The 24,608-nt window shown below is 45.4% G+C and carries 20 protein-coding genes, 1 tRNA gene and 1 pseudogene; 12 read left to right on the top strand and 10 right to left on the bottom strand.

Annotation, left to right across the window (positions count from 1 at the left end; translation table 11 throughout):
- Positions 1–93 precede the first annotated feature (93 nt).
- Positions 94–390 (top strand): annotated as a pseudogene (locus C8R34_RS08555) (IS3 family transposase); the annotation flags it as partial.
- 157 nt (positions 391–547) lie between these two features.
- On the opposite strand, the gene C8R34_RS08550 reads toward C8R34_RS08555, so the two are convergent.
- The 8 genes from C8R34_RS08550 to C8R34_RS08515 all read right to left on the bottom strand — a co-directional run bounded on the left by C8R34_RS08550 (position 548) and on the right by C8R34_RS08515 (position 8,884).
- Positions 548–623, bottom strand: a tRNA-Thr gene (locus tag C8R34_RS08550).
- Positions 624–659: 36 nt separating this feature from the next.
- The gene (locus C8R34_RS08545) at positions 660–1,082 is read right to left on the bottom strand and encodes a ClpXP protease specificity-enhancing factor (RefSeq protein ID WP_110339809.1); all 423 of its coding nucleotides are present in this window, start codon (positions 1,080–1,082) and stop codon (positions 660–662) included.
- Positions 1,079–1,678, bottom strand: coding sequence for a glutathione S-transferase N-terminal domain-containing protein (locus tag C8R34_RS08540; RefSeq protein WP_110339807.1), 600 nt, complete (start codon positions 1,676–1,678; stop codon positions 1,079–1,081). The genes C8R34_RS08545 and C8R34_RS08540 overlap by 4 nt, the downstream gene beginning before the upstream one ends.
- Before the next feature lie 48 nt (positions 1,679–1,726).
- Positions 1,727–2,449, bottom strand: a complete 723-nt coding sequence (locus tag C8R34_RS08535) for a cytochrome c1 (RefSeq protein ID WP_110339805.1) — start codon at positions 2,447–2,449, stop codon at positions 1,727–1,729.
- 4 nt (positions 2,450–2,453) lie between these two features.
- Positions 2,454–3,701, bottom strand: a complete 1,248-nt coding sequence (locus tag C8R34_RS08530) for a cytochrome bc complex cytochrome b subunit (RefSeq protein WP_110339803.1) — start codon at positions 3,699–3,701, stop codon at positions 2,454–2,456.
- Positions 3,702–4,310 carry a ubiquinol-cytochrome c reductase iron-sulfur subunit gene (gene petA / locus C8R34_RS08525; RefSeq protein WP_110339801.1) on the bottom strand — a complete coding sequence of 203 codons (609 nt, stop codon included), beginning with the start codon at positions 4,308–4,310 and terminating at the stop codon, positions 3,702–3,704.
- Between the two features lie 599 nt (positions 4,311–4,909).
- Positions 4,910–7,639: a preprotein translocase subunit SecA gene (secA, locus tag C8R34_RS08520; protein WP_110339799.1), complete on the bottom strand. Its 2,730-nt coding sequence runs from the start codon at positions 7,637–7,639 to the stop codon at positions 4,910–4,912.
- Positions 7,640–7,966: 327 nt separating this feature from the next.
- On the bottom strand, positions 7,967–8,884 hold the full coding sequence (locus tag C8R34_RS08515) for a M23 family metallopeptidase (RefSeq protein WP_110339797.1): 918 nt from the start codon (positions 8,882–8,884) through the stop codon (positions 7,967–7,969).
- A gap of 32 nt (positions 8,885–8,916) precedes the next feature.
- On the opposite strand from C8R34_RS08515, the gene C8R34_RS08510 reads away from it, so the two are divergent.
- From C8R34_RS08510 to C8R34_RS08460, 11 genes are all read left to right on the top strand, one after another.
- Positions 8,917–9,384, top strand: a complete 468-nt coding sequence (locus tag C8R34_RS08510; RefSeq protein WP_110339795.1) for a DUF721 domain-containing protein — start codon at positions 8,917–8,919, stop codon at positions 9,382–9,384.
- A gap of 331 nt (positions 9,385–9,715) precedes the next feature.
- On the top strand, positions 9,716–11,572 hold the full coding sequence (locus C8R34_RS08505) for a ribonuclease catalytic domain-containing protein (protein WP_110339793.1): 1,857 nt from the start codon (positions 9,716–9,718) through the stop codon (positions 11,570–11,572).
- Positions 11,565–11,735 carry a hypothetical protein gene (locus C8R34_RS16460; protein WP_165872543.1) on the top strand — a complete coding sequence of 57 codons (171 nt, stop codon included), beginning with the start codon at positions 11,565–11,567 and terminating at the stop codon, positions 11,733–11,735. Before C8R34_RS08505 ends, C8R34_RS16460 begins: the two co-directional genes overlap by 8 nt.
- Before the next feature lie 73 nt (positions 11,736–11,808).
- Positions 11,809–12,774 carry an energy transducer TonB gene (locus C8R34_RS08500; RefSeq protein ID WP_258364429.1) on the top strand — a complete coding sequence of 322 codons (966 nt, stop codon included), beginning with the start codon at positions 11,809–11,811 and terminating at the stop codon, positions 12,772–12,774.
- A gap of 72 nt (positions 12,775–12,846) precedes the next feature.
- Entirely contained in the window at positions 12,847–13,665 is an 819-nt protein-coding gene (aroE, locus tag C8R34_RS08495; RefSeq protein WP_110339791.1) for a shikimate dehydrogenase, read from the top strand.
- Between the two features lie 187 nt (positions 13,666–13,852).
- The gene (gene mgtE, locus C8R34_RS08490; protein WP_110339789.1) at positions 13,853–15,295 is read left to right on the top strand and encodes a magnesium transporter; all 1,443 of its coding nucleotides are present in this window, start codon (positions 13,853–13,855) and stop codon (positions 15,293–15,295) included.
- Between the two features lie 638 nt (positions 15,296–15,933).
- The gene (locus tag C8R34_RS08480) at positions 15,934–16,653 is read left to right on the top strand and encodes an NAD(P)H-dependent oxidoreductase (RefSeq protein WP_309146182.1); all 720 of its coding nucleotides are present in this window, start codon (positions 15,934–15,936) and stop codon (positions 16,651–16,653) included.
- A gap of 66 nt (positions 16,654–16,719) precedes the next feature.
- The gene (locus C8R34_RS08475; protein WP_110339783.1) at positions 16,720–16,965 is read left to right on the top strand and encodes a VF530 family DNA-binding protein; all 246 of its coding nucleotides are present in this window, start codon (positions 16,720–16,722) and stop codon (positions 16,963–16,965) included.
- Positions 16,962–17,174 carry an RNA-binding S4 domain-containing protein gene (locus C8R34_RS08470; RefSeq protein ID WP_110339781.1) on the top strand — a complete coding sequence of 71 codons (213 nt, stop codon included), beginning with the start codon at positions 16,962–16,964 and terminating at the stop codon, positions 17,172–17,174. The genes C8R34_RS08475 and C8R34_RS08470 overlap by 4 nt, the downstream gene beginning before the upstream one ends.
- Positions 17,175–17,254: 80 nt before the next feature.
- The gene (gene rlmKL, locus C8R34_RS08465; protein WP_110339779.1) at positions 17,255–19,450 is read left to right on the top strand and encodes a bifunctional 23S rRNA (guanine(2069)-N(7))-methyltransferase RlmK/23S rRNA (guanine(2445)-N(2))-methyltransferase RlmL; all 2,196 of its coding nucleotides are present in this window, start codon (positions 17,255–17,257) and stop codon (positions 19,448–19,450) included.
- A gap of 347 nt (positions 19,451–19,797) precedes the next feature.
- Positions 19,798–20,526 (top strand): multidrug transporter, encoded by a 729-nt coding sequence (locus C8R34_RS08460; RefSeq protein WP_110339777.1) that lies wholly within the window; start codon positions 19,798–19,800, stop codon positions 20,524–20,526.
- Positions 20,527–20,650: 124 nt separating this feature from the next.
- Here the strand turns inward: C8R34_RS08460 and C8R34_RS08455 are convergent, their stop codons facing one another.
- A complete protein-coding gene (locus tag C8R34_RS08455; RefSeq protein WP_110339775.1) occupies positions 20,651–21,364 on the bottom strand; it encodes a carbonic anhydrase in 714 nt (237 codons plus the stop codon).
- Between the two features lie 40 nt (positions 21,365–21,404).
- On the bottom strand, positions 21,405–24,602 hold the full coding sequence (locus tag C8R34_RS08450) for an efflux RND transporter permease subunit (RefSeq protein WP_110339773.1): 3,198 nt from the start codon (positions 24,600–24,602) through the stop codon (positions 21,405–21,407).
- Positions 24,603–24,608 lie beyond the last annotated feature (6 nt).

Genomic DNA, 24,608 nt, shown 5'->3' with positions numbered 1-24,608 from the left:
GTTATATCGCTAGAGAGGTATATTACACTTTGAGAAAAAGAAATAATTTAATCAATAGCGCACAGATTGCCGCTTGACATTTAGAAGGGCATCCGAGGTGCCCAATACTGTGCGCATGATTATCAGAATCTATTACAACAATTTGGCATGATCGCTTCCATGAGCCGTAAAGGTGATTGCTATGATAATGCTCCGATGGAAAGTTTCTGGGGGATACTTAAAACCGAATTGGTGCATCATCGGAGATTCAAAACACGGCAACAAGCCATTCAGGAGATTACCGAATATATCGAAATCTTCTATAACAGGCAGCGTAAGCAGGAAAGATTAGGTTATCTGTCACCAGCACAATTTACACAGCGATACTATGCAAATCTAGCCGCTGCTTAAAACACATGGACTCCATTTTTGACAGCACACATCATGATCGCTTGGAAAGAAAGTAAAAGAGTGTTTTAGAAATGGTTGCTAGATTGCCGCGATGTAACCCCAGCGTAACCCCGGTAACAAAAACAGCTTGCACGAAAATTGCAAGCCATTGCTTTTATGGTGCCGACACCAAGAATCGAACTCGGGACCTTCTGATTACAAATCAGCTGCTCTACCATCTGAGCTATGCCGGCACAGCACAATAATAAAATAAATCTATACTGATAGAGCTATTTGATTACTCGTAAATTGGGTTTATTCGCATTCTTAGACTGGTAAGTCAAAGAATCTATGGCTTTATTACTTTCTTGTTTATTCGATATTTTTTTATTTTCATTCCATTTATCAAGCGTGAATGCTATTCCTTGATTTACTTCTTTTGCGAATATATTCTTAACGACATCCATAGGTATTTCTAGTTTTCTTGATACACCATTAAAACGCGCCATAAAGTAAATAATTTCATCATTAATTATAAGATCATGCACAGCTCTCGCACTAATATTAAAGATTATCTCATCATTCTTGATATATTCAATTGGCACATCAAGTCCTGGATAAATTTTTACAGAAATAAAGGGGGTAAAATTATTATCAATACACCAGTCATAGATAGAGCGAATTAAGTATGGCTTAGTATGATTAATACTCATTTTCGCATAACTTTCTCTGAAGCTGACAATGCGTCAATAAACAGTGGACGACTAAACAACCTTTCTGCGTACTTCAGCAATGGAGCTGTCTGTTTAGGCAAACGAATTTCGAAATGCTCGAGGCGCCACAATAACGGTGCTATTGCCACATCAAGCATTGAGAATTCATCGCCCAGCATAAACTTCTGTTTATCAAAGATTGGAGCAATCATCGTCAGATGATCTGCGATCACCGTGCGTGCTTTATCAATTGTCTTTTGATCCGAACCATCAAACGCAGCAATATGACAGAATAATTCTTGTTCAAAGCGGTATAACAATAAACGCGCACGAGCACGCATTACTGGGTCTGCAGGCATTAATTGAGGATGAGGAAAACGATCATCAATATACTCATTAATAATGTTTGATTCATAAAGTACCAGATCGCGTTCTACGAGTACAGGTGCTTTACCGTATGGACTAATTACCGCCAAGTCCTCTGATTTACTATTTGGATCAACGTCAATTACCTGAAAATCCATGTCTTTCTCGTGCAGAACAATCCGACATCGATGACTGTATGGACACGTAATTGTTGAATATAATGTCATCATAACTTCTATTCTCTGACTTAGTTACCAATATATTCAGCAAGTTTAACGTCAATGAATATCTTTCCAATACTCTCTTTTTAATGCGTAGGATAAAACCAGCATACCTAAAAGAAAAGCCATTACTATAAAACCCAATTCCTTACGAGCATTGGCGTGAGGTTCACCTAAATAAACCAGATAATTAACCAAGTCACCAACAAATTTATCAAATTCAGCCTTAGTCATTTCTCCTTGTTTATCAAGAACCAAGGTTTTTTGTTCACCTTTATCACTTGTTTTAACAACCAGTTTCTGTTCACCCTGTAATTGATATAATACATGAGGCATCGCTGCTCGATCAAAAACTAGATTGTTCCATCCGGTCACTGTGGAATCGTCGCGGTAAAATGCCCTTAGGTAAGTATATAACCAATCCGCTCCTCGCGAGCGAGCTATCACTGATAAATCAGGTGGCACAACACCGAACCATTCTTCGCCTTCTTTTTTCCACATTGCAGATTGCATCAGATCGCCAACTTTCTGACCTGTAAATACCAATTTATCAAGAATCTGTTCATTAGTGAATCCGATATCACGATGGCGATTATAACGCATGAAACTTGCACCGTGACAAGTCAGGCAATAATTAACAAAGCTTTCTGCACCCCGCTGCAACGAAGCGTTGTCAATTGTGTTAACTGGAGCACTATCTAATGACATGCCAGGCTCAGAACCGAACAAACTAAATGGAGCCATACACACGACAAACATAAGAATCGTTATTTTCTTCATTTTTTTACTCTTTTACTCTTTTTGGCTCAGGTTTTGTTTTATCTATCTTGCTATACCATGGCATTAAAATAAAGAAAGCAAAATAGATGACTGTAAAGATTTGCGCTAATAAAGTATATAAAGGAGTCGGAGATTTTGTTCCGAGCCAACCTAATACAAAAAAACTGATTACAAAGAGCGTTAAGGCTGTTTTGAAATACGCGCCTTTGTACCGTATTGACTTAACCGGACTTCGATCTAACCATGGTAAGAAACAGAAGATAACCACTGAACCAGCCATTAATATTACACCCCATAGCTTTGCATCTACCCACAGAAAATTAACAGTCACCGCCCGTAGCATTGAATAGTAAGGCGTGAAGTACCAGACTGGTGCAATATGATCCGGTGTTTGCAATGTATTAGCGGGTATAAAATTATTGTACTCTAAGAAATAGCCGCCCATTTCTGGAGCGAAGAAGATAATTCCACAAAACACCATCAGGAATACCACAACACCGACTATATCTTTAACTGAATAATAAGGATGAAATGGTATCCCATCTACCGGAATACCTGTTGTTGGATTTTTATTTTGTTTTATTTCAATGCCGTCTGGATTATTTGATCCAACTTCGTGCAGTGCTAAGATATGCGCAAAAACCAATATCAAAAGTATTAGGGGCAATGTTACGACATGATAAGCAAAGAAACGATTGAGCGCGGCATCTGAAAGCGTAAAATCTCCCAGCAACCAGTGCTGAAGCGTTTCTCCAATCGTTGGAATGGCTCCGAACATACTCACGATCACCTGCGCACCCCAGTAAGACATTTGTCCCCATGGCAGAATATATCCGGTAAATGCCAAGCTCATCAATACAAAAAATATGACCATACCAATCAGCCACAACAGTTCACGTGGCTTCCGATAAGAGCCATACATCATTCCGCGGAACATATGCAGATAAACCACGACAAAAAACATTGATGCACCTGTGGAATGCATATAGCGGATTAACCAGCCATAATCCACATCACGCATGATGTATTCTACTGAAGAAAAAGCCAAGCTGGCATCCGGCTTATAATTCATAGTAAGAAAAATTCCGGTAATCAGTTGATTCACCAGAACTAATAAGGCTAGTGAGCCAAAAAAATACCAGAAATTAAAATTTTTGGGCGCATAATACTCAGAAAGATGCGCTCTCCAGTTGGATGTTAACGGAAAACGTTTATCGACCCATTCGATCATTGAATTAAATAACTTACTCATTTACGCAGATCCCTCGCTTTCAGATCCAATTAAAAGACGACTATCGCTCAAATATGTATGAGGAGGAACAACCAAATTGGTTGGAGCCGGTACACTTTTATATACACGCCCCGCCAAATCAAATTTTGATCCATGGCAAGGACAGAAAAAACCGCCCAGCCAATCCGGACCTAGGTCAGCAGGAGCAATCTCTTTCCTAAATACGGGCGAGCATCCCAAGTGTGTACAAACACCCTCGATAATCAGTATTGCCGGCTTAATCGAACGTGTACGATTCTTGGCGTATTCTGGTTGCTGTTTCTTGTCTGAATTCGGATCGGCTAACTCTCCCTCCACTTTCACAAGAGTCTCCAGCATCTCTGGCGTACGATTCAAAACCCACACAACTTTCCCGCGCCACTCAACCATTATAAGCATTCCGGGCTCAAGTTTTGATATATCAACCTCTACCGGCGCTCCTGCTGCTTTAGCTCGTTCACTGGGCATCATACTTAACAAAAAAGGCGTTGCAATCGCAGCGCCCGCAATACCACCTGCCACAGAAGTGGCAGCAACTAAAAACTTCCGTCTGCCACTCATTTCATCATTGATGCTGAAACTATCTGCCATATTAAACTATTCCATCAGTAATATTTTTCACAAAAAACTATCAATCAATAAAGCGGCAAACTCACTCTACACTAATCTCACCAGCACTTTTGTAAAGTTTAAATTATAAAAGTGCGCAGTATAACATAACCACTATAGGATTATAGAGAATACTTAAAAGTATTTCTAAGTAGTTATAATATATAAGAAAATCACACAAATCGAACTAATAAACTGACTCATTAATATAGAGATTCATCATTTTATTTATAGAAACCGAACCCATACAGCGCTATGACTGATTTTAAAAATACATTCCAACAGATCTTCTCATCCGCTTCAATTTGGATCTGTTGATATTCACAGAAAACCATTTCATAAATAGGACAAGCTCACATTATTGAGCTTTCCATATGACCAAAAAATAAGTTTGCGATGCTTAATGATGATTCCCAGTCAAAGCTGGAAAGAATCTTCTTCAAGAAACCATTGACAGTAAATGCAATCTACATGACAGCAATAGGTAATTGTTCCAAGTGGATTAACCATTGATGGCGGAACTGATATGACGTGTGAAATTTATGACTATCGATATCTATGTGAATGTCAACGAACCCAAGCTATTTAATCCTACCGTGACATTGTTTATATTTTTTACCCGATCCGCATGGACATGGTTGATTGCGACCTACTTTGTCATTCTGACGCACAAATGGCTGTTTCTCATCTTGATCTTTTACATAGCTTGCATCCTCATCCAATGCTTCGTTATAGTCGGCATGATGGAATTGCACATTTTCTGGTGCGCGCAATGTTTCAGTTACAGCCTCAACTTGTTGTTCATTCTTAATTTGTACGGTCAAAAGTATTTTTGTTACCTCACTCTTGATTTCTTCAAGCATATTGGTAAACAACTCAAAAGCCTCTCGTTTATATTCCTGTTTTGGATTCTTTTGTGCATAACCACGTAGATGTATGCCTTGGCGCAAATGATCCAATGCGGCCAAATGTTCTCGCCAATGCGAATCCAAGCTCTGCAGCATCACAGCACGTTCATAGTGATGCATAATCTCAGCACCCACTTTCTCTACCTTAGCTTGATATTGCTCATTTGTGAGATTAATAATGCGCTCATACAAATTCTCTTCATGTAATTCCGGTTCCTGTTCAAGCCATTTTTGCAGTGGGAAATGCAGTTGATACTCGGCCATAAGCATTTTCTCCAAGCCTGCTACATCCCATTGCTCTTCAACACTGCCTGGCGGGATATGCTGACTGAATAAATTACTTAAAACATTTTCACGTATCACCACGATCGTTTCTGAAATATCATGTTCTGCTTCTAATAGTTCATTACGCTGCTGGTAAATCACGTGTCGCTGATCATTAGCGACATCATCATATTCCAGCAATTGCTTACGCATATCAAAATTTCTCGCCTCAACTTTGCGCTGGGCATTTTCAATAGCACGAGTCACCCAAGGATGTTCAATCGCTTCTCCTTCTGGCATCTTAAGGCGCGTCATGATGTTGGCAACACGATCCGACGCAAATATGCGTAACAACGGATCTTCCAAAGACAGATAAAAACGACTGGAGCCTGGATCCCCCTGCCTGCCCGAGCGTCCGCGCAACTGGTTATCCACACGGCGCGACTCATGCCGTTCAGTACCAATAATGTGCAAACCACCCGTATTTAAAACCTCTTCATGCGTTACTTTCCATTTTGAATGGACTTCATTGATACGTTGCTCTTTTACATCCTCACTCAATTTCTCATCATGTCGTAACTGTTCAATTTCCGGTTCCGGATTACCTCCCAATACGATATCGGTACCACGACCCGCCATATTGGTCGCTATGGTAATCATTTTGGGCCGACCGGCCTGTACAACAATATTTGCTTCGCTGGCATGTTGCTTTGCATTCAGAACTTGATGCGGCAGTTTCTCTCGATCCAGCAACTTGGATAACAACTCATTATTCTCAATAGACGTCGTACCCACCAAAACTGGTTGCCCACGTTCATAACATTCCTTGATTCCCTGAATAATGGCTTCGTTCTTCTCTTTCGTCGTACGAAATACCAAGTCCATACGATCATCACGAATCATCGGTCGATGCGTTGGGATGATCACCGTCTCCAGTCCGTAAATTTGTTGAAACTCAGCAGCTTCCGTATCAGCTGTACCCGTCATGCCCGACAGCTTCTGATACATACGGAAATAGTTCTGGAAGGTAATGGAAGCAAGCGTTTGATTCTCTTTCTGAATGGCAACACCCTCTTTGGCCTCCACGGCTTGATGCAACCCATCGGACCAGCGGCGACCAGCCATCAAGCGTCCGGTAAACTCATCGACAATCACCACTTCACCATCTTGCACGACATAATGCTGATCTAAAAAATATAAGCTATGCGCCCGCAAGCCTGCATTCAAATGATGAATCAGATTAATATAAGCTGGATCATAAAGACTGGATCCAGATTTCAACAATCCAGCTCCAGCCAGCAATTCTTCTGCATGCTCAAAACCGGATTCACTGAGCGTAACCTGATGGGATTTCTCATCCACACTGAAGTCACCTGCCCCTTCTTCTGTCTCTTGTCGAATTAATTTAGGAATCAATGCATTGATACGCACATAAATCTCTGTATCACCTTCCGCCTGACCGGAAATGATCAATGGCGTGCGCGCTTCATCAATCAAAATCGAATCCACCTCGTCAACAATTGCAAAATTAAGCGCACGTTGAGCACGTTCATCGGGATGAGTCACCATATTGTCGCGCAAATAATCAAAACCATATTCATTATTAGTGCCATATGTGATATCTGCAGCATAAGCCGCCTGCTTATCGTGATGTAGCATGTGCGCATAAATCACACCGACACTCATTCCGAGAAACTGATAAATCTTTCCCATCCACTCGGCATCACGCTTTGCTAGATAATCATTGACCGTCACGATATGCACACCATTACCTGACAATGCATTCAAGTAAGCCGGCAAAGTTGCCATGAGCGTTTTACCCTCACCTGTGCGCATCTCAGCAATCTTACCTTCATGCAGCACCATGCCACCAATGAGCTGCACATCAAAATGACGCATTTCCAGAACACGTTTGCCGGTTTCTCGTACCACCGCAAATGCCTCAGGCAATAATGCAGTCAGCGTCTCTCCGTTCTGAATACGTTGCTTGAATTCATCTGTTTTGGCACGCAAATCAGTATCTGACAATTCCGCAATGGTTGATTCCATTTCATTAATAATGCGCACAGTTTGAGCGTACTGTTTGATCATTCGATCATTGCGGCTACCAAAAATCTTTTTAAGTAGATTACCTAGCATAAAGTCTCTGAAAATTCTGTTTAAACAATATATCTAAAAATAAAGGGTGAGATTCTTACCTCACCCCACAACAATACTAAAGAAAATATCGACTCAATTTGAACCGCTTACTTGAGAATTTAAAATTCTTAAGTCGAAAACCATCAAACATGCACTTATTCATGAATAGCCAACATCCCAGATATTGAAAAACTATTTGCGCCACTGCGATATTAAAAACAGACTCAAGATAATCGTTTATTACGCACAAACGCGCCATCTCACCTATTCTTGCCTGATATCGACTACCTCTTTGAAAACGTTTTTCAACGACCTGCTAAACTCCGTTTAACTCGGCCTTTTTAAAAATCTAGACGGATTCAATGACTTGTCTTTATGTCTAATCTCGAAATGCAAGTGAGATCCTGTAGAACGCCCCGTACTGCCAACTTCCGCTATTTTTTGTCCTTGTAACACAACTTGCCCCAACACCACCAAGCGTTTCGATGCATGGGCATAACGACTCACCAGATCACCGCCATGATCAATCTCGACCATATTACCATATTCAGGGTGACGATCCGAGTAGACCACTATTCCACCAGCGGCAGCTTTTATCGGTGTACCTACTTCCGCAGAGAAATCCACCCCTTCGTGGAACGCTCTCTTTCCCGTAAACGGGTCTATGCGGTAACCGTAACCTGAAGAATACCAATCCGTCTCAACAGGCATTTCAGAAGGCAACACATATTTCGTCAACCGATCATGACGCAATAAAGAATCTAACGCCCCCAGCTTATCCGACCTTTCATCCAGCATGCTGGATAACTCTTGAAGCTTATGATTGAATTCACCAAAAGTTAATTCCTCGGATGCAAGATCAGTACGTGCACCACCCTGCCCCGGCACGCCATTAAACAAAAGGTCACGCGACTTAATTCCGGAAGATTCGGCCAAACGTTCACCGAGGGCATCTAAACGCAACAACTGTGCTTGCATTTGCCCCAGTCTACTTGCCATGATATTCAAATTGTCTTGTAAATGCGTTTGAATCTTCTGATGCCTTTCTTCTTGCGGACTAACTAATACCGCTCTTAACACCGGCGTATCGATTCGATCAGCATAACGTAAAGAAACAAAATTCAAACTCAAAGCCAATGCTATGATGATCAATAAAAAAATGCTGATTAATACTGTAATGTACTTTCCAGTCAGCGTTATTTTTCTTGCGCGCTCTGATTTATTGGAAATAAAAATAATATTCATATATTGTATTCACTGGATATTTTTCAATAGCCATGACCTCTTATAAAGTTAATTCTTATCTTAATCTGCTTGGCAAGACAGCTGAATATGAGAGCTTATTCTCTTTAGCTCAGCAATTATATAGAGACCAGTTAACATTTTCTAAACTTATCCCTGCGCAGTTAGCGCAATATTGCAATATAGGTCGAATCTCTAATGGCAGGTTGACGATAATGGCTGAGAATGGTGCTGTTGCATCAAAACTTAAGCAAATTTCACCCTCATTGCTGCTCAAACTGCAAAAACTAGGGTGGGAAGTTACTGCAATTCAAATTTTGGTGCAAGCACATTTCCTTTCCATAAATACAGAATCCTCTGCAAATGAAAGAGATAGCAATAATAAAAAAATAATACTGAGCCAAACCGGTAAAGACTGTTTAAATCAATTAGCCACGACATTGCCTGATTCCGAACTCAAGAACACTATCCAATCATTTCTAAAAAAACATCAGGGTTATTAAACTTGCAATTCTCCGTGGCAAGGCTATGGAGAATCGCCGGCTAAAATCCAAAACTCATCGCCAAACTTTGATGTTCCGAGTCATGAGTATTATAAGCGCCATCAATCCATTGAAAAATATTGGCACTATCTCTAACAACAATTGTCTACCGTTTTTCATCTTCCCTTTAAATGTCTCGTATATAATGCGGGACTAATAGCCTCATACATACTGAAATGCAAATCTTGTGAATTGAATGCCAAAGCGCTTAATTTCTTGTCATAACAACTCAATCTTTCATTATGCAGCAACTCTGTTTTAACTCCTCAATCGGAATGATAAAAACAATCTTATGAATGTTTTTTACGAAGAAACTGGGACCTTTAAGGTGGGTGCCATACTGGCTGACAATACGACCTCTTTGCAAATAGAGGCCGTGCATGGCAAACGTTCCAAGATCAAGGCAACATCAGTATTGTTTCGATTCTCCACTCCCCCTCTATCCGAGTTCATGGAGCATGTGCAGAAAGTTACTGACGAATTAGATCCCAATTTTCTATGGGAGTGCTGCACACAGGATACAGAATTTACCAGCGATGCCCTTGCCGCTGATTATTTTGGTCACACACCCAGTCCGGTTGAAGCTGCCGCCACATTGCTACTGCTTCAGAATGCACCCATGTATTTTTATAAAAAAGCACTGGGACGTTATAAAGCAGCGCCACCTGATGCACTGAAAGCCGCATTGGCCAGCCAAGAAAAGAAACGCCGGCAAGCGGAGCAACAAGCACGTTATGTTGAGCAATTAAACCGCTTTGTCTTACCCGAAGAATTTAAAGCGCGCATACCTAATTTACTCTACAAACCGGATAAAAATTCCATTGAATGGAAAGCACTCGAAACCGCCTGCACAGAGAAAAAGCTCACGGTTGTCAAACTGATGGAAAAATGCGGCGCCATCGCGTCCTCGCATGACTATCACTTCAACCAATTCATCTGGGAGCATTTTCCTGAAGGTGTCCACTTCAGTGAACTGGAGTCACAACCAACGCTGCATGATTTTCTTGATCTGCCGATCTCGGATGTCGTCGCATTCAGTATTGACGACGCTTCGACCACTGAAATTGATGATGCTTTTTCTGTTACCTTATTACCATTCGGAAGCTTTCGCATTGGTATTCATATTGCAGCGCCTGCACTGGGAATTGATCCTGAATCAGCACTCGATCAAGCTGCCGCAACGCGACTATCGACAGTTTATCTGCCTGGCAACAAGATTACCATGCTGCCGGACGCAATCATCCATCATTTCACACTCACTGAAAACCGACTGCAACCCTCACTGTCATTATATCTTGACGTAGCCGATGATTTTACTGTGATCAGCAGCGAGAGCAAAATTGAGAAAATAAAAGTTGCAGCAAATTTACGTCACAACATGCTGGAGCAACACTTCAACGAAACCTCATTGAACAAAGGAAATTTTGCACATACCTTCAGCAAGGAGTTAAGTTTGTTGTGGAAATTTGCTTGCAAGATGGAAAATCAACGTGGCAAAGCGAATGACACCAATAATGACAAAATTGATTATAGTTTTGAAATCGACAATGATCACGTCACAATCAACGAACGCCGCCGCGGCTCACCGATCGACAAGGTGGTGTCGGAATTGATGATTTATGTCAACACCGAATGGGGCAAGCAATTGACCGATGCGGGCATTACCGGCATCTTTCGCAGCCAGTCCAATGGCAAGGTAAAAATGAGCACTTCACCCGCTCCGCATCAAGGTCTGGGCGTTCCGCAATACGCCTGGAGTAGCTCTCCCATGAGGCGCTACGTCGATTTAGTCAATCAGCGGCAACTCATCGCGCTATTGCGTAGAGAGCCTCCTCCTTACACCAAAGAGAGCAATAGTCTTTTAATCGCAATGCGCGACTTTGAAACAGCTTATGGTATTTATGGCGAATTTCAGCGCGCCATGGAACGTTACTGGTGTTTGCGCTGGTTATTGCAAGAAAAGATTCAGATTACCAATGCCCAAGTCATTAAAGAAAATCTGGTAAAACTGGATCGTATCCCGCTGGTAACACGAATACCTTCATTACCGGAAATCGCACCTGGTACTTACGTGCAACTTAAATTGTCTGAAATAGACTTGCTTGAACGCAGCTTACATGCAGAATTCCTGCAAAAACAGGATGCGTAGATTAATCGCCAGCAAGCCGTTGGAAAATGTTTTCGAGGCGACCGATGTCAAACAAAAACAGGCGAGAAAGCGTCATTTACACGTGATCAATGCGCATCTTGCACCTGTTGTTAATACCGTAGCGACAATGCAGAAGTTCTTCAACGGCCTGCTAATCATGTGACAAGCAAATCTTTGTTCCCTACAATATCGGGATTATCTGAGCAATTTAGACTTAACTTTCAAGGTTCGATCCTTTGGCTGTTACCATTCACACACACAAAACTGCACCCACAGTAGCCGGCAGCCACCAACATTCCCAAGTCAATCGCCTGCGTGTGGCGATGGCTGCTTCACTGTTTTTACATGTCATTGTACTGTTTGGAATGACTTTTCAATTCCCGCAGCCCAAGTTAGATAAAATCGCCACATCGCTGGAAGTTGTGCTGGTCAACAATAAAACACCGACAAAACCGACAAAAACCGAGCTACTTGCACAAGATAATCTCGATGGTGGCGGCAATACGGATGATAATCGTCGTGCGAAAACACCTTTCCCAGTATTGCCCAAAAGCAAACCGCTCACACGCAAACCGACCACAAGCAAACCGACCAATAAACCGGTAACCGATGACATCGCAATGCAACAAAAAGTCAAGCAATTGGAACAAGAAGCCAAGAAACTCATGACTGCTGTCGATGAAACCAAACAAGCTCAGCAACTCAGTACACTACCCGATGAAGCTGAAGACGAAGACGAAGACACGGCGCCCGATGCTGCTGATTTATTGTTGCGCAGCCTTGATATTGCCCGTTTGAGGGCACAGATCGATCAGGATCATGATGATTATCAAAAACGCCCGAAAAGAAAATTTGTAGGCGCACGCACCAAGGAATATCGTTTTGCCCGCTATGTCGAGGATTGGCGCATTAAAGTCGAGCGCATCGGCAATCTGAATTACCCCGAAGCCGCCAGAAAAGGCAAGCTCTATGGCAATTTACAACTCACGGTCAGTATTCGAGCGAATGGCAGCCTGGAAGCGATTGAAATCCACCGGTCATCCGGAGAAAAAATTCTCGACGAAGCCGCCATCAATATCGTGAAACTTGCCGGACAAAACGGATTTGCGCCTTTCCCACCGGATATTAGTAAGGATACCGATATTCTACATATCACCCGAACTTGGGTGTTTGCCCCTTCGGATATGCTATTGAGTCAGTAACAATCCAGAGACGACCGGAATCAATTGATTCAATTCAACCGTTCACTACTTTAATCATAGATTCTTATACTTATGCTTGATTCTTACGCGGTAATCGGCAACCCCATTGCACATAGCAAATCACCCCTCATACACACCGCCTTTGCACAACAAACCCACCAGCCCGTGCACTATGTTGCCATCTTAGCTGCGTTGGATGATTTCAAGTCAACGGTGGAAAGTTTTCGCCATCAAGGCGGCAAAGGGTTGAATGTTACCGTACCGTTCAAACTGGAAGCTTTCCAGTTATCGACCCGTTTAACCGAGCGCGCAACTATCGCTCAGGCGGTTAATACGCTTAAATTTGATGGTAATGAAATTCTTGGTGACAACACCGACGGTGCAGGACTGGTACGCGACATCGAATTGAATCTGGGTATCCCCATTGCTACCAAACGCATACTACTTTTAGGGGCGGGCGGCGCAGCACGGGGAGTCATCCTGCCACTGCTGCAACAAAAACCATCCCTGCTGGCCATTGCCAATCGGACACCGCATAAGGCGGAAACGTTACAACAACAATTCAGCGCTTATGGCAATATCATTGCAGGCGATTTCATACACTTCTCTGGTGACCAGTTTGACATCATCATCAACGCAACTTCCGCCAGCCTGCACGATGCGCTGCCTGAATTGCCAATCGGTATTTTTGCACAAACCATCCTCGCCTACGACATGATGTATAGCCGCGAACCGACACGCTTTCTCAAATTTGCGCAACTACATGGCACGCGTCAGATAGCCGATGGCGTCGGCATGCTGGTCGAACAAGCGGCTGAATCGTTCTTTGTATGGCGCAATGTCAGACCGCAGACAAAGCCTGTGATTGCGATGCTGAAATCGCCAATGTGAATTTAATTTTGCACTGCACATATCCTTTCAACTGAAAGTAATTTCACAGCAATCCACCCAACAATCGTATAGTATTGATACAGTACAGAAGGTTATACTCTCCAGTCGCCAAGCTGCAAACTGTTCAGCGTATAACCACCCTGAACTCACTTACATTAATAAAGCTGTCTGCTAGCGCAAACCCGTTATGACCGAAACCGACCATCACAACGACAACGAAGATTCGCCCACCCCGCTAAGCCAGGCCACTTATCTATTGCGTAAATACAAGTTGGTGGAAGGTCTGGTGCATTTGCAGGATACGTCTGACGACACGCTTGTCGACTCTTCCGTGCAAAAGCAGAATCTGGCCGAATTACAAAATTTTTTGGATCAACTGCATCCCGCTGATATTGCGCTTATCTTAGAAGCACTACCGCTGGAAGACCGACTCCTGATCTGGAGCATGGTCAAAGCGGACCGGGACGGAGAAGTCTTGCTGGAAACCTCCGATGCCGTTCGTGCCACACTGATCACCGACATGCGCAATCAGGAATTGGTCGCTGCGACGGAATATCTGGATGCCGACGAGATTGCCGATCTTGCCCCCGATTTGCCGCAGGAAGTCATGGACGATGTTTTTCGCTCGTTACCGATTGAAGAACGTGAGCAGCTGCGTGCCGCCATGTCGTATCCCGAAGACTCGGTGGGCGCATTGATGGATTTCGATGTCATCACAATTCGTGAAGATGTCCGGCTAGAGGTAGTTTTGCGCTATTTACGCCGACTGGAAGAAATGCCGGATCATACCGATCAGCTATTCGTCGTGGATCGGAATGAGCAATTAAAAGGCGTACTACTGATTAACCGATTGCTGGTCAGCGACCCCGATATCCTGGTTGCAGAAGTGATGGCCAAGGAAATGATCAAACTGCGTCCGCACGATGTCGCGCAACAAGCTGCCAATGCGTTTGAGCGCTACGATCTGGTTTCCGCTTCCGTGGTGGATGATAGCGGCACATTACTGGGACGTGTCACCGTCAACACCGTCATCGATTTTATCCGCGAAAAAGCAGAGAATGAAGCGCTGAATCTGGCCGGTTTGAGCGAAGAAGAAGATCTCTTTGCGCCAGTCTTAAAAAGCGTTAAAAACCGCTGGGTCTGGCTGGCGATCAATCTGGTCACTGCCTTTATCGCGTCCCGCGTCATCGGCGTGTTTGAAGACTCCATCGAAAAACTGGTCGCCCTCGCAGCACTCATGCCGATCATCGCTGGCATAGGCGGCAACTCCGGCAATCAAACCATCACCATGATCGTACGCGCACTGGCACTGGATCAAATCAACACCAGCAGCGCCTGGAAATTGATCGCCAAGGAAATCGGCGTCAGCGCAGTCAATGGCCTGCTATGGGGCGCCGTGGTCGGCTTGTTTACCTTCGCAATTTATCAAAATGCCGAACTGGGTCTGGTCATGTCCCTGGCGCTGATGCTGAATCTGCTGCTGGCAGCGCTGCTCGGTGTGCTGATCCCGCTGACCCTGCGCAAATTCGGACGCGACCCCGCCATCGGCTCCAGCGTGATGATTACTGCCGTGACGGATAGTGGCGGATTCTTTATTTTTCTGAGTCTGGCGACTATTTTTTTGTTGTAAATAGTGATGGTGTATTTGCTGATACAATTTTTCTGATTGCTATAAACTTTAATAAGTTTTAACAACGAGATATCTATTTCTAGCCATGATGACACGACATCCGCTAAGCATTATTAGATAAATCATTTCGTATACATTACGTTAGTAATGCCTATTCCTCATCACACATTTGAATTTGAAGGAGATAACATCTACTTACTTCCACAGGAACCTTGGAAGGTGGTGGATATCACACCCATAAAGTGGCTAATGCAAAGTTATCCGAAATTTTTACATACCCCTGATCACATATTAAAAAATTCCGTTCTCTATACCTATGGCGAAGGTCCCAATAAAGGTGGCATTTATTTCTTAATCCAAGAGTCAGAGATAGTTTACGTCGGCCAATCCAACACTATTTACAATCGTCTTATTCAACATCGTAAGTCGCAGCTCACTTTTTCTCATTTCTGGTGCTTTGGTGGTATTCCAGAAATGCACTTGGAGGATGTCGAATTATTCTATATTTACACATTGGAGCCGCTACTGAACAACAAGTATCCTCCACTCTATGAGCCTGCCAAATCGTTCGTAAAGTTACACAAACAAGGGAAGCTTCATTATGGCAACGAAAATTGCTAACCTGCCGTTCGAGCGGAATGCCGCAAACGCACGGCACCCCTCAACTTTACGTTATATCAACTTTCCATAGAATATCGATGAAATTCTTAATCTTCCTTGGCACAGTCCGCGACAGTTCCCCACCCAACCCTCCCCGCCTTGGTCTGAGAGTCGCGAGAGCATGTGCATCGCAGATGCATCAAGGCGATCATTCTGCGGAGCTGATCGATCCGCTGGATTTTGATCTTGGATCGATATTCAAGCCCCACTTTGCCTACGCGCGCGATAAAGCACCCGCTCAGCTTCAATCCCTGGCGGAAAAGATCGCAACTGCTGACGGATATATCATGGTGAGTCCTGAATACAATCATTCGATGAGCCCCGCCTTAGCGCATTTGCTCAATCACTTCGGCAGTTCGCTGTTTTCGTATAAACCCAGCGCGATTGTCACTTATTCGGCGGGGCAATGGGGTGGTGCGAGAGCTGCAGTGGGGATGCGCACTTTTCTGTCAGAACTCGGCTGTTTGCCGGTTTCGGCCATGGTTCAGATTCCAAAAGCGCATGAGGTTCTCGCTGAAGATGGTACGTTTCTCGAGAATGTCGATGCTGAAAGCTGGGCCGGCTATTTCGATAGAACCTTCACGCAACTCACGTGGTGGGCATCCGCCGCGCGAAATCAACGGCACGAAATCGACCCGCACAAACTGGTAAAAGCATTTAAAAGAGACCCATCGCAAAGAAATTCCCCCGCGGGCTAGAAACTCAATTGCTGCATACCATGCAACACGTATAATACAACTCAGTTAACAATTCACCCTGCAACTATGCCCAACCCCGAAAATATCCAGCACCCGCAAATCAAAAACCCTTTGCAAGGCGTGACCTTGGAAGCGTTACTTATCGAGTTGCATGCGCAATATGAATGGGAGGGACTGGCTAAAAAGGTGGATATCAAATGTTTCAAACAAGATCCCAGCATCAAGTCCAGTTTGAAGTTTCTGCGCAAAACGCCGTGGGCAAAAGAGAAAGTCGAAGCCATCTACATCCAATTTAAACAAGGCAAACCATGAGTGAATTCAGTCTCGCAGGCCACGACACCATCGCATTGAATGATCTATTGAAAATCACCGGCTTGTCCGGGAGCGGCGGTGCGGCCAAGATCGTGATTGCAAAAGGTATGGTCAAAGTGGATGGTCAGGTTGAGCTGCGCAAAACCTGCAAGATTCGCGCTGGCCAAGTGGTGGAATATGCCAGGGAAAAAGTCACTGTAACACTCTGAGTAACTAGACTGAAAAAAGCCAGCGCAATGGCAGCACATTCGAGTATGCTACGCGGCTATTCAGACCACAATCACGAATCATGACGCAATATCAACTCTTCGCCACCACGCCGAAAGCGATGGAAGGCATTCTCGCCAATGAAATCCAAGCGCTCGGCGGGAAAAATGTGCAGCAGAAAATGGCCGGCGTGGCTTTTCAGGGCGATCTGGCGATGGCCTATACCGCCTGTTTATGGTTGCGCACCGCCAGCCGCGTGCTATTATTGCTCAGCAGCTTCGAGGTTAAATCCCAGCAGGATCTCTATGACGGCATTCAATGCATCGACTGGTCCGAGCATTTGAACGCTGATGACAGCCTGGCGGTATCGTTTAGCAGCAAAAACAATGCGGCGATCAACAACACCCATTTTGGCGCACTCAAAGTAAAAGATGCCATCGTCGATCAAATGCGCGCCAAGTTCGGCAGTCGGCCCAATGTCGATACCGAGCGCCCCAGCATCCGCGTCAATGTCTATCTGCACAACGACACTGCCCAACTGAGCCTGGATTTATCCGGCGAGAGTTCGCATAAGCGTGGTTACCGCGAAGTCAGCATTGCCGCGCCGATCAAGGAAAACCTGGCAGCAGCCATTTTGCTGCGCGCCGGTTGGCCGGAAATCGCCCAGCAAGGCGGCTCGCTGCTCGACCCGATGTGCGGCTCCGGCACGCTGCTGGTGGAAGGCGCATTGATCGCCGGGGATATCGCACCAGGCTTGCAGCGCGATTATTTCGGCTTTTTGGGCTGGAAGCAGCACGACGCCACACGGTGGCAAAGTGTTTTAGACGAAGCGCAACAGCGCCGCGAGATAGGCCTGAATAAATTGCCGGCGATCGTCGGTTTCGACCAAGATCGCCACACCGTCACCGCCGCGTTGCAGCATATTGAGAACGCCGGTTTACAAGGCAAAATCCACATCGAAAGGCGAGACATCACCGATGCCGCAGCCAAGGAAAGCTGGCACAAAGGTTTGATCGTCTGCAATCCCCCTTATGGCGAACGACTTGGCGATGAAGAACAAGCCGCCCTGCTCTACCGCCAGTTCGGTGAAGTCTTGAAACAGCGCTTTGTCGGTTGGCAGGTGGCAATCATCATCGCCAATCCGGAGTTGGGTTTTAAATTGGGCATCCGTTCGCACAAGCCGATCACGCTGTTCAATGGCGCATTAGAATGCAAGTTATTGCGCCTCACGATTGAGGAAAAAGCTTTCTTCGAACCAAAAGCCAAATCGCAACAGGAACGCATCGAACACATCAGCCGCCGCGCCCAAGCCGGGCAACTCGACAACCAGGCGGAAATGTTCGCCAACCGCTTGCGCAAGAACCTAAAAAAACTGACCAAGTGGGCCAAACAAAATCAGGTGCATTGTTACCGGTTGTACGATGCCGACCTGCCGGAATACGCGGTGGCAGTGGATGTTTATCAAGGCGAGCAAACCTGGGTCAATGTCCAGGAATATGAATCGCCGAAAACGATTGACCCTGCCAAGGCCAATCAGCGGCTGGCCGGCGTGATGGCGGAAATACCCAAAGTGCTGGAAATTCCTGCCGAGCAAGTATTTCTAAAAATACGCCGCAAACAAAAAAGCACCGACCAATACGAAAAACAAGGCAATTCCCGTCATTTTCATGTCGTTGAAGAAAGCGGCTGCAAATTCTGGGTGAATTTTGAGGACTACCTGGACACCGGTTTGTTTCTCGATCACCGGCCGCTGCGCTTATTGATTCAACAACAGGCCAGAGGCAAACGTTTCCTGAATTTATTCGCCTATACCGGCAGTGCCACGGTACATGCGGCGATTGGCGGTGCGGCGTCCAGCGTCACGGTCGATATGTCCAATACCTATGTGGATTGGGCACGACGAAATTTTGTCCTCAACGGTATCCGCGATGATCACAAGCTGGTACGCGCCAATTGCCTGCAATGGTTGACCGAACAAGCGAGTGCAAAACAAAAACTGCAATTCGATCTGATCTTTCTTGATCCGCCCACTTTTTCCAATTCCAAGAAAATGGACGAAGTCTTCGACATCCAGAAAGACCACGTGCAGCTGATCCGCAATGCTGTAACCTTGCTGGCACGAGGTGGAAACTTATATTTCTCAACCAATTTCCGCCGCTTCAAAATGGATCAAGCAGCATTGGCGGATTTGATCATTGAAGACATCAGCGCAGCGATGATACCGGAGGATTTCGCCCGCGATGCCAAGATCCATTATTGCTGGAGAATTTCTCGGTGAGCATCACGCAACCATAAATCCGCTGCCCGTTTTACCTCTTTGACTGCCGACTCTCTCCAAGAATCCAGCGGAACTTCGGTTTATGTGATTAATTTTGGCACCATGTTAATATGATGGAAAAATTAAACTTTATGTATCAATCAGCAAAGCAAGCAAAATAAACAGTCTTGACGCATCAAATCTTGCAATCTACATAAGATATTTCGCATATAAAAACGGCTTGGCATCTACAGGTGAAAAACGCACTGAAAAATAAATAAAGTCTCCCACAACACTATTATTAATAACATGATCGGTATGGCTCTTTTGTCGGGTTCATCCTACCGTGCTTACATCATTAATCGCTTATGAAAACAGCAATCCATGGAATATCATGCAACACAACCACGATTACCCGCATATTGGTAGCAGTAGCGGTTATTTTGATCCTTGCCAGCATCGGTGGGCAACTCTTGAAATTCACGTTTGGCCCTGATTATCTTAAAAAGCTTGTGCTACTCTTCAATCTTGATGAAGAGCAAAACATTCCAACCTACTTCTCTGTATTACTCATGCATTTTTCGGCCCTACTGCTGGCACTCATCACTGTATTCAATAGGAAGCAAATGATGCCACACGTATCAAAATGGGCAATTCTTTCACTCGGATTCCTTCTCATGGCATTCGATGAATCATCGCAATTTCATGAGAAACTCATTTGGCCATTCAGAGCACTGCTCAAAGAGCTGTTGGCTGACGGTGCTAGCCTCGGCGTCTTTTATTTTACTTGGGTCGTACCAGGCATCATACTCGTTGCAGCCCTCGGGCTGTTCTTTATGAGATTCCTTCTGTATCTCCCTATGGCAGTAAGAATCAGGTTTCTGATCGCTGCGACTCTCTATATTGGCGGAGCTATCGGTTTTGAATTGATTGGCGGCCGTTATTCCGAGTTGTACGGGGAAGAGAATTGGAGCTACATTATGATTACCACCATTGAAGAGAGTCTCGAACTATCAGGACTCATTCTCTTCATCTGGGCATTGCTAAAATATTGCGAGGATCACTTTAGCGCAATGCAGCTTCGTTTTGAAACCTAGCCCAGTCGTCGATACAAAATACCCACCGATACCAAAGTGTGGGCAGGCTGCCAAGCTCTGCCTCTGCATAATAGAAGGGCAATGATTTGTAGGTCAAAAACCCGATCGACACATCCTGCCAAGCTTATTTGGAGTTAACTATTGGCATTTTATGAATTTCAGAGAGATTCGTCTCTCCGTTAACGTTAATCAAGACAAGGCGGCCATTGCCTTGAGAATAGTCATTGCGAAAATCATAAACACCTCCAATAATCGTCAAACGGCCTTCCTTGACCTCCTTGGCATATTTCGTTAAGGCAGTCGAAACTTGATGATTCACATTTGATTCAACACTCTCTTTAACCTGTACATGATCATCAGATTTATCGCCGATAACTTTGATCGTGTCCAATTCACGCCAAATCGAAGGCTCAAGGTTCGCCGGTTTTGACATAGCCGCTTCAACGGCACCGCAAGATGAGTGTCCTATAATAAATAAAACAGGCGTATGCAGATGGCGCACACCATATTCAATAGATCCTTCAGTCGTTGAAACTTGATTGCCAATATTACGGACCATAAAAAGATCGCCATCGGGATGCATATCAAGTGCATGAGTGTGCAATCGGGAGTCAGAGCAGGTTACCATCGTTACTATAGGTTTCTGCCCATGGATATGTTGCGTGAAATAATTCGATGATAATTTCTTAACAAACTCATCGTTTGATTCCATAACATGCCGAACAATCTCTCTCACCTGATACCGCTCACTTTTATCGACTAGCGCTGGAGATTCCGCCATTAAATGGCTGACATTGAACATAAACATAATTAAAACGACTAGGCTTAATTTTTGCATTTACTACTAACTCCTGTTGATCAAAATGTAATTTGTGGCTTTATATTGATGTATTTTTATTCAAGGTATCCCGCCCATGCACAATCCGGTACAACACCGGCAACACTAGCAACGTCAACGCAGTCGACGATAAAATCCCGCCGATCACCACCGTGGCCAGCGGCCGTTGTACTTCCGCGCCGGTGCCGGTGGCGAGCGCCATTGGCAGGAATCCGATCGATGCCACCAATGCGGTCATCAACACCGGGCGCAGTCGGGTCAGTGCGCCGGTTTGGATCGCATCATCCAAAGATGACCCTTTTTCTCTCAAGCCCCGAATAAACGCCAGCATCACCAAGCCATTCAACACCGCCACGCCGGATAGGGCGATGAATCCTACGCCAGCGGAAATGGACAACGGAATGTCACGCAACCATAAGGCGAATATGCCGCCGGTCAACGCAAAGGGAACGCCGGTAAACATCAACAACCCATCGCGCACATTGCCGAACATCGTGTATAACAGGATGAAAATCAAGCCAAGTGCAATCGGTATCACGATCTGGAGGCGCTGCGCTGCGGAAATCATCTGTTCGAACTGGCCGCCCCAGGTGATCCAGTAGCCATGGGGAATACGGACTTTTTCGTTGACCAATTGTTCCGCTTCATGAACAAAAGAACCCAGATCGCGGCCGCGCACATTGGCGGTAATCACGATTCTTCGTTTGCCATTCTCCCGGCTAACCTGATTGGGGCCTTGCGTCATCTCGAATTTGGCCACTTCGCCCAAGGTGACAAAAACCGGTGCAGCTGGCTGAGCCGCCTGAGCCTGAGCCGCCTGCGGCGTCATGGGCGCCGCCACAGCGACGCTCTGCATTGGAACACTAACGGGCAGACGTTTTAATGCTTCAATATCCACTCGCAAATGTTCCGGCAGCCGTATTTGCAAATCAAAACGCCGATCGCCTTCAAAAATCATGCCGGTACTTCTACCACCCACCGACATGGCGACCACATCCTGCACATCACGGCCATTCAACCCATAGCGCGCCATTTTTGCACGATCCATCTGAATGGAAAGTACCGGCAATCCAGTGATCTGTTCGACTCTGACATCCGCAGCGCCGGGAACAGTTTTAAGCAGATCTTCGATTTCTTCTCCCAAATGCAGCAAAGTATCCATGTCATCGCCAAATACCTTGGCGGCGACATCGGCGCGCACGCCCGACAGCAATTCATTGAAGCGCATTTGTATCGGCTGCGTAAATTCGTAATTATTACCCGGAACCTTATGAACAGCTTGTTCCATTGCGGCGATCAACTCCGCTTTGGTACGATGTGCGCCGGTCCATTCCGACTGCGGTTTGAGGATGATAAAAACATCCGCGACGCTCGGTGGCATGGGATCGGTGGCTATTTCGGCAGTGCCGATTTTGGAAAATACCCGATCGACTTCAGGAAATTTTTTGACCGTTTCTTCCAGTTCGTTCTGCATCTCAATCGCAGTGGTCAGACTGGTACCCGGAATGCGGATGGCATGCAGCGCAATATCGCCTTCATTCAGGCTGGGCACAAACTCGCTGCCAACCCGTGTGGTCAGCAGGCCTGATAAGATAACAATAACGATGGCAATCGTAACGGTGAGTTCACGGTGCTTCATAGTCGCAGTCAATATCGGCGAATAGATTTTCTTTGCCCATGCCATCACAGGACTTTCCGTTTCTTTCACCTTGCCGGATAGAAAAAATGCAATCGCAGCCGGAACAAAGGTAATCGAAAGCACCATCGCGCCAATCAATGCCGTCACTACGGTGAGCGCCATCGGGTGGAACATTTTTCCTTCCACCCCGGTCAATGCAAAAATAGGCAAATACACGATGATGATAATCAGCTCGCCATAGATCAATACACGCCGTGCTTCCCTGGAAGCATCAAACACCAATTCAAGGCGCTCGGTGAGTGTCAGTTCACGCCTTAATCGCATCTGCTCATGCGCCAACCGCCGGATGCTGTTCTCAACAATGACGATGGCACCATCCACGATAATGCCAAAATCAATCGCGCCCAAACTCATGAGGTTGGCGCTCACATGATTGGTCACCATGCCGGTGAACGTAAACAGCATCGACAGTGGAATCACGCAAGCCGCAATCAATGCGGCCCGCAGATTACCCAGAAACAGCAGCAATACCACAATAACCAGCGCGGCACCTTCGAGCAGGTTGGTCGCTACCGTATGAATGGTTTTTTCGACCAGCGTGGTGCGGTCATAGACAGGTGTTGTTACAATGCCTTCGGGCAGATTTCGATTGATTTCTTCCAATTTCCTGGCCGCGGCCTGAGCAACAAACCGACTGTTTTCTCCAATCAGCATATGTACCGTGCCTAATACGACTTCCTTGCCGTTCTGAGTGGCAGCACCGGTACGCAGCTCCTTACCGATCAGAATATCCGCGACATCCTTGACGCGAAGGGGTGTTCCCTGCCGTGCGCCAAGAATGATGTTGCCAATTTCATCCAGATTGGCAATTTGTCCGGGTATGCGAACCAGGTATTGTTCCCCGCTCCTTTCAATATAACCGGCACCCACATTCAGGTTGTTGCGCTCCAGGGCAGTCACCAGATCTGCCAGCGACAGTCCGAAAGCAATCATTTTCTCCGGGTAGGGCACGACATGAAATTGTTTGACATAACCGCCTACCGTGTTGATTTCCGTCACACCTTTCACCATGCGCAATTGCGGCCGGATGACCCAATCCTGGATTTCGCGTAAATCGGTGGAAGTATATTCAGTACCATCCGGTTTCCTTGCACCTTCGCGAACATCAACGGTCCACATAAAGATTTCGCCCAAACCGGTGGAAATAGGTCCCATCATCGGCTCGATACCAATAGGTAAGCGGCCTTTGGCTTCCTGGAGGCGCTGACTGACTTGCTGGCGCGCGAAATAGACATCGGTGCCGTCTTTGAAAACCACGGTGACCTGCGACAAGCCATAGCGCGAAATAGAACGGGTGTAGTCCAGATGAGGCAAACCCGCCATGATGGTTTCGATCGGAAACGTGATGCGCTGCTCGGCTTCAATCGGTGAATAGCCCGCCGCATTGGTGTTGATCTGAACCTGTACGTTGGTAATATCAGGCACAGCGTCAATGGGCAGCTTCTGATAGCTGTAGACGCCAATGATTGCCATCATCAAGACCGCCATCAGCACGATGCCGCGTTGATAGATAGCGATATGTAAAATACGTTCAAACATGGTGGT

The organism is Nitrosomonas sp. Nm84 (assembly GCF_003201565.1).
GTDB lineage: Bacteria > Pseudomonadota > Gammaproteobacteria > Burkholderiales > Nitrosomonadaceae > Nitrosomonas.
The sequence above is the reverse complement of the archived record's forward strand: the minus strand, read 5'-3'. Positions and strand labels throughout refer to the sequence as shown.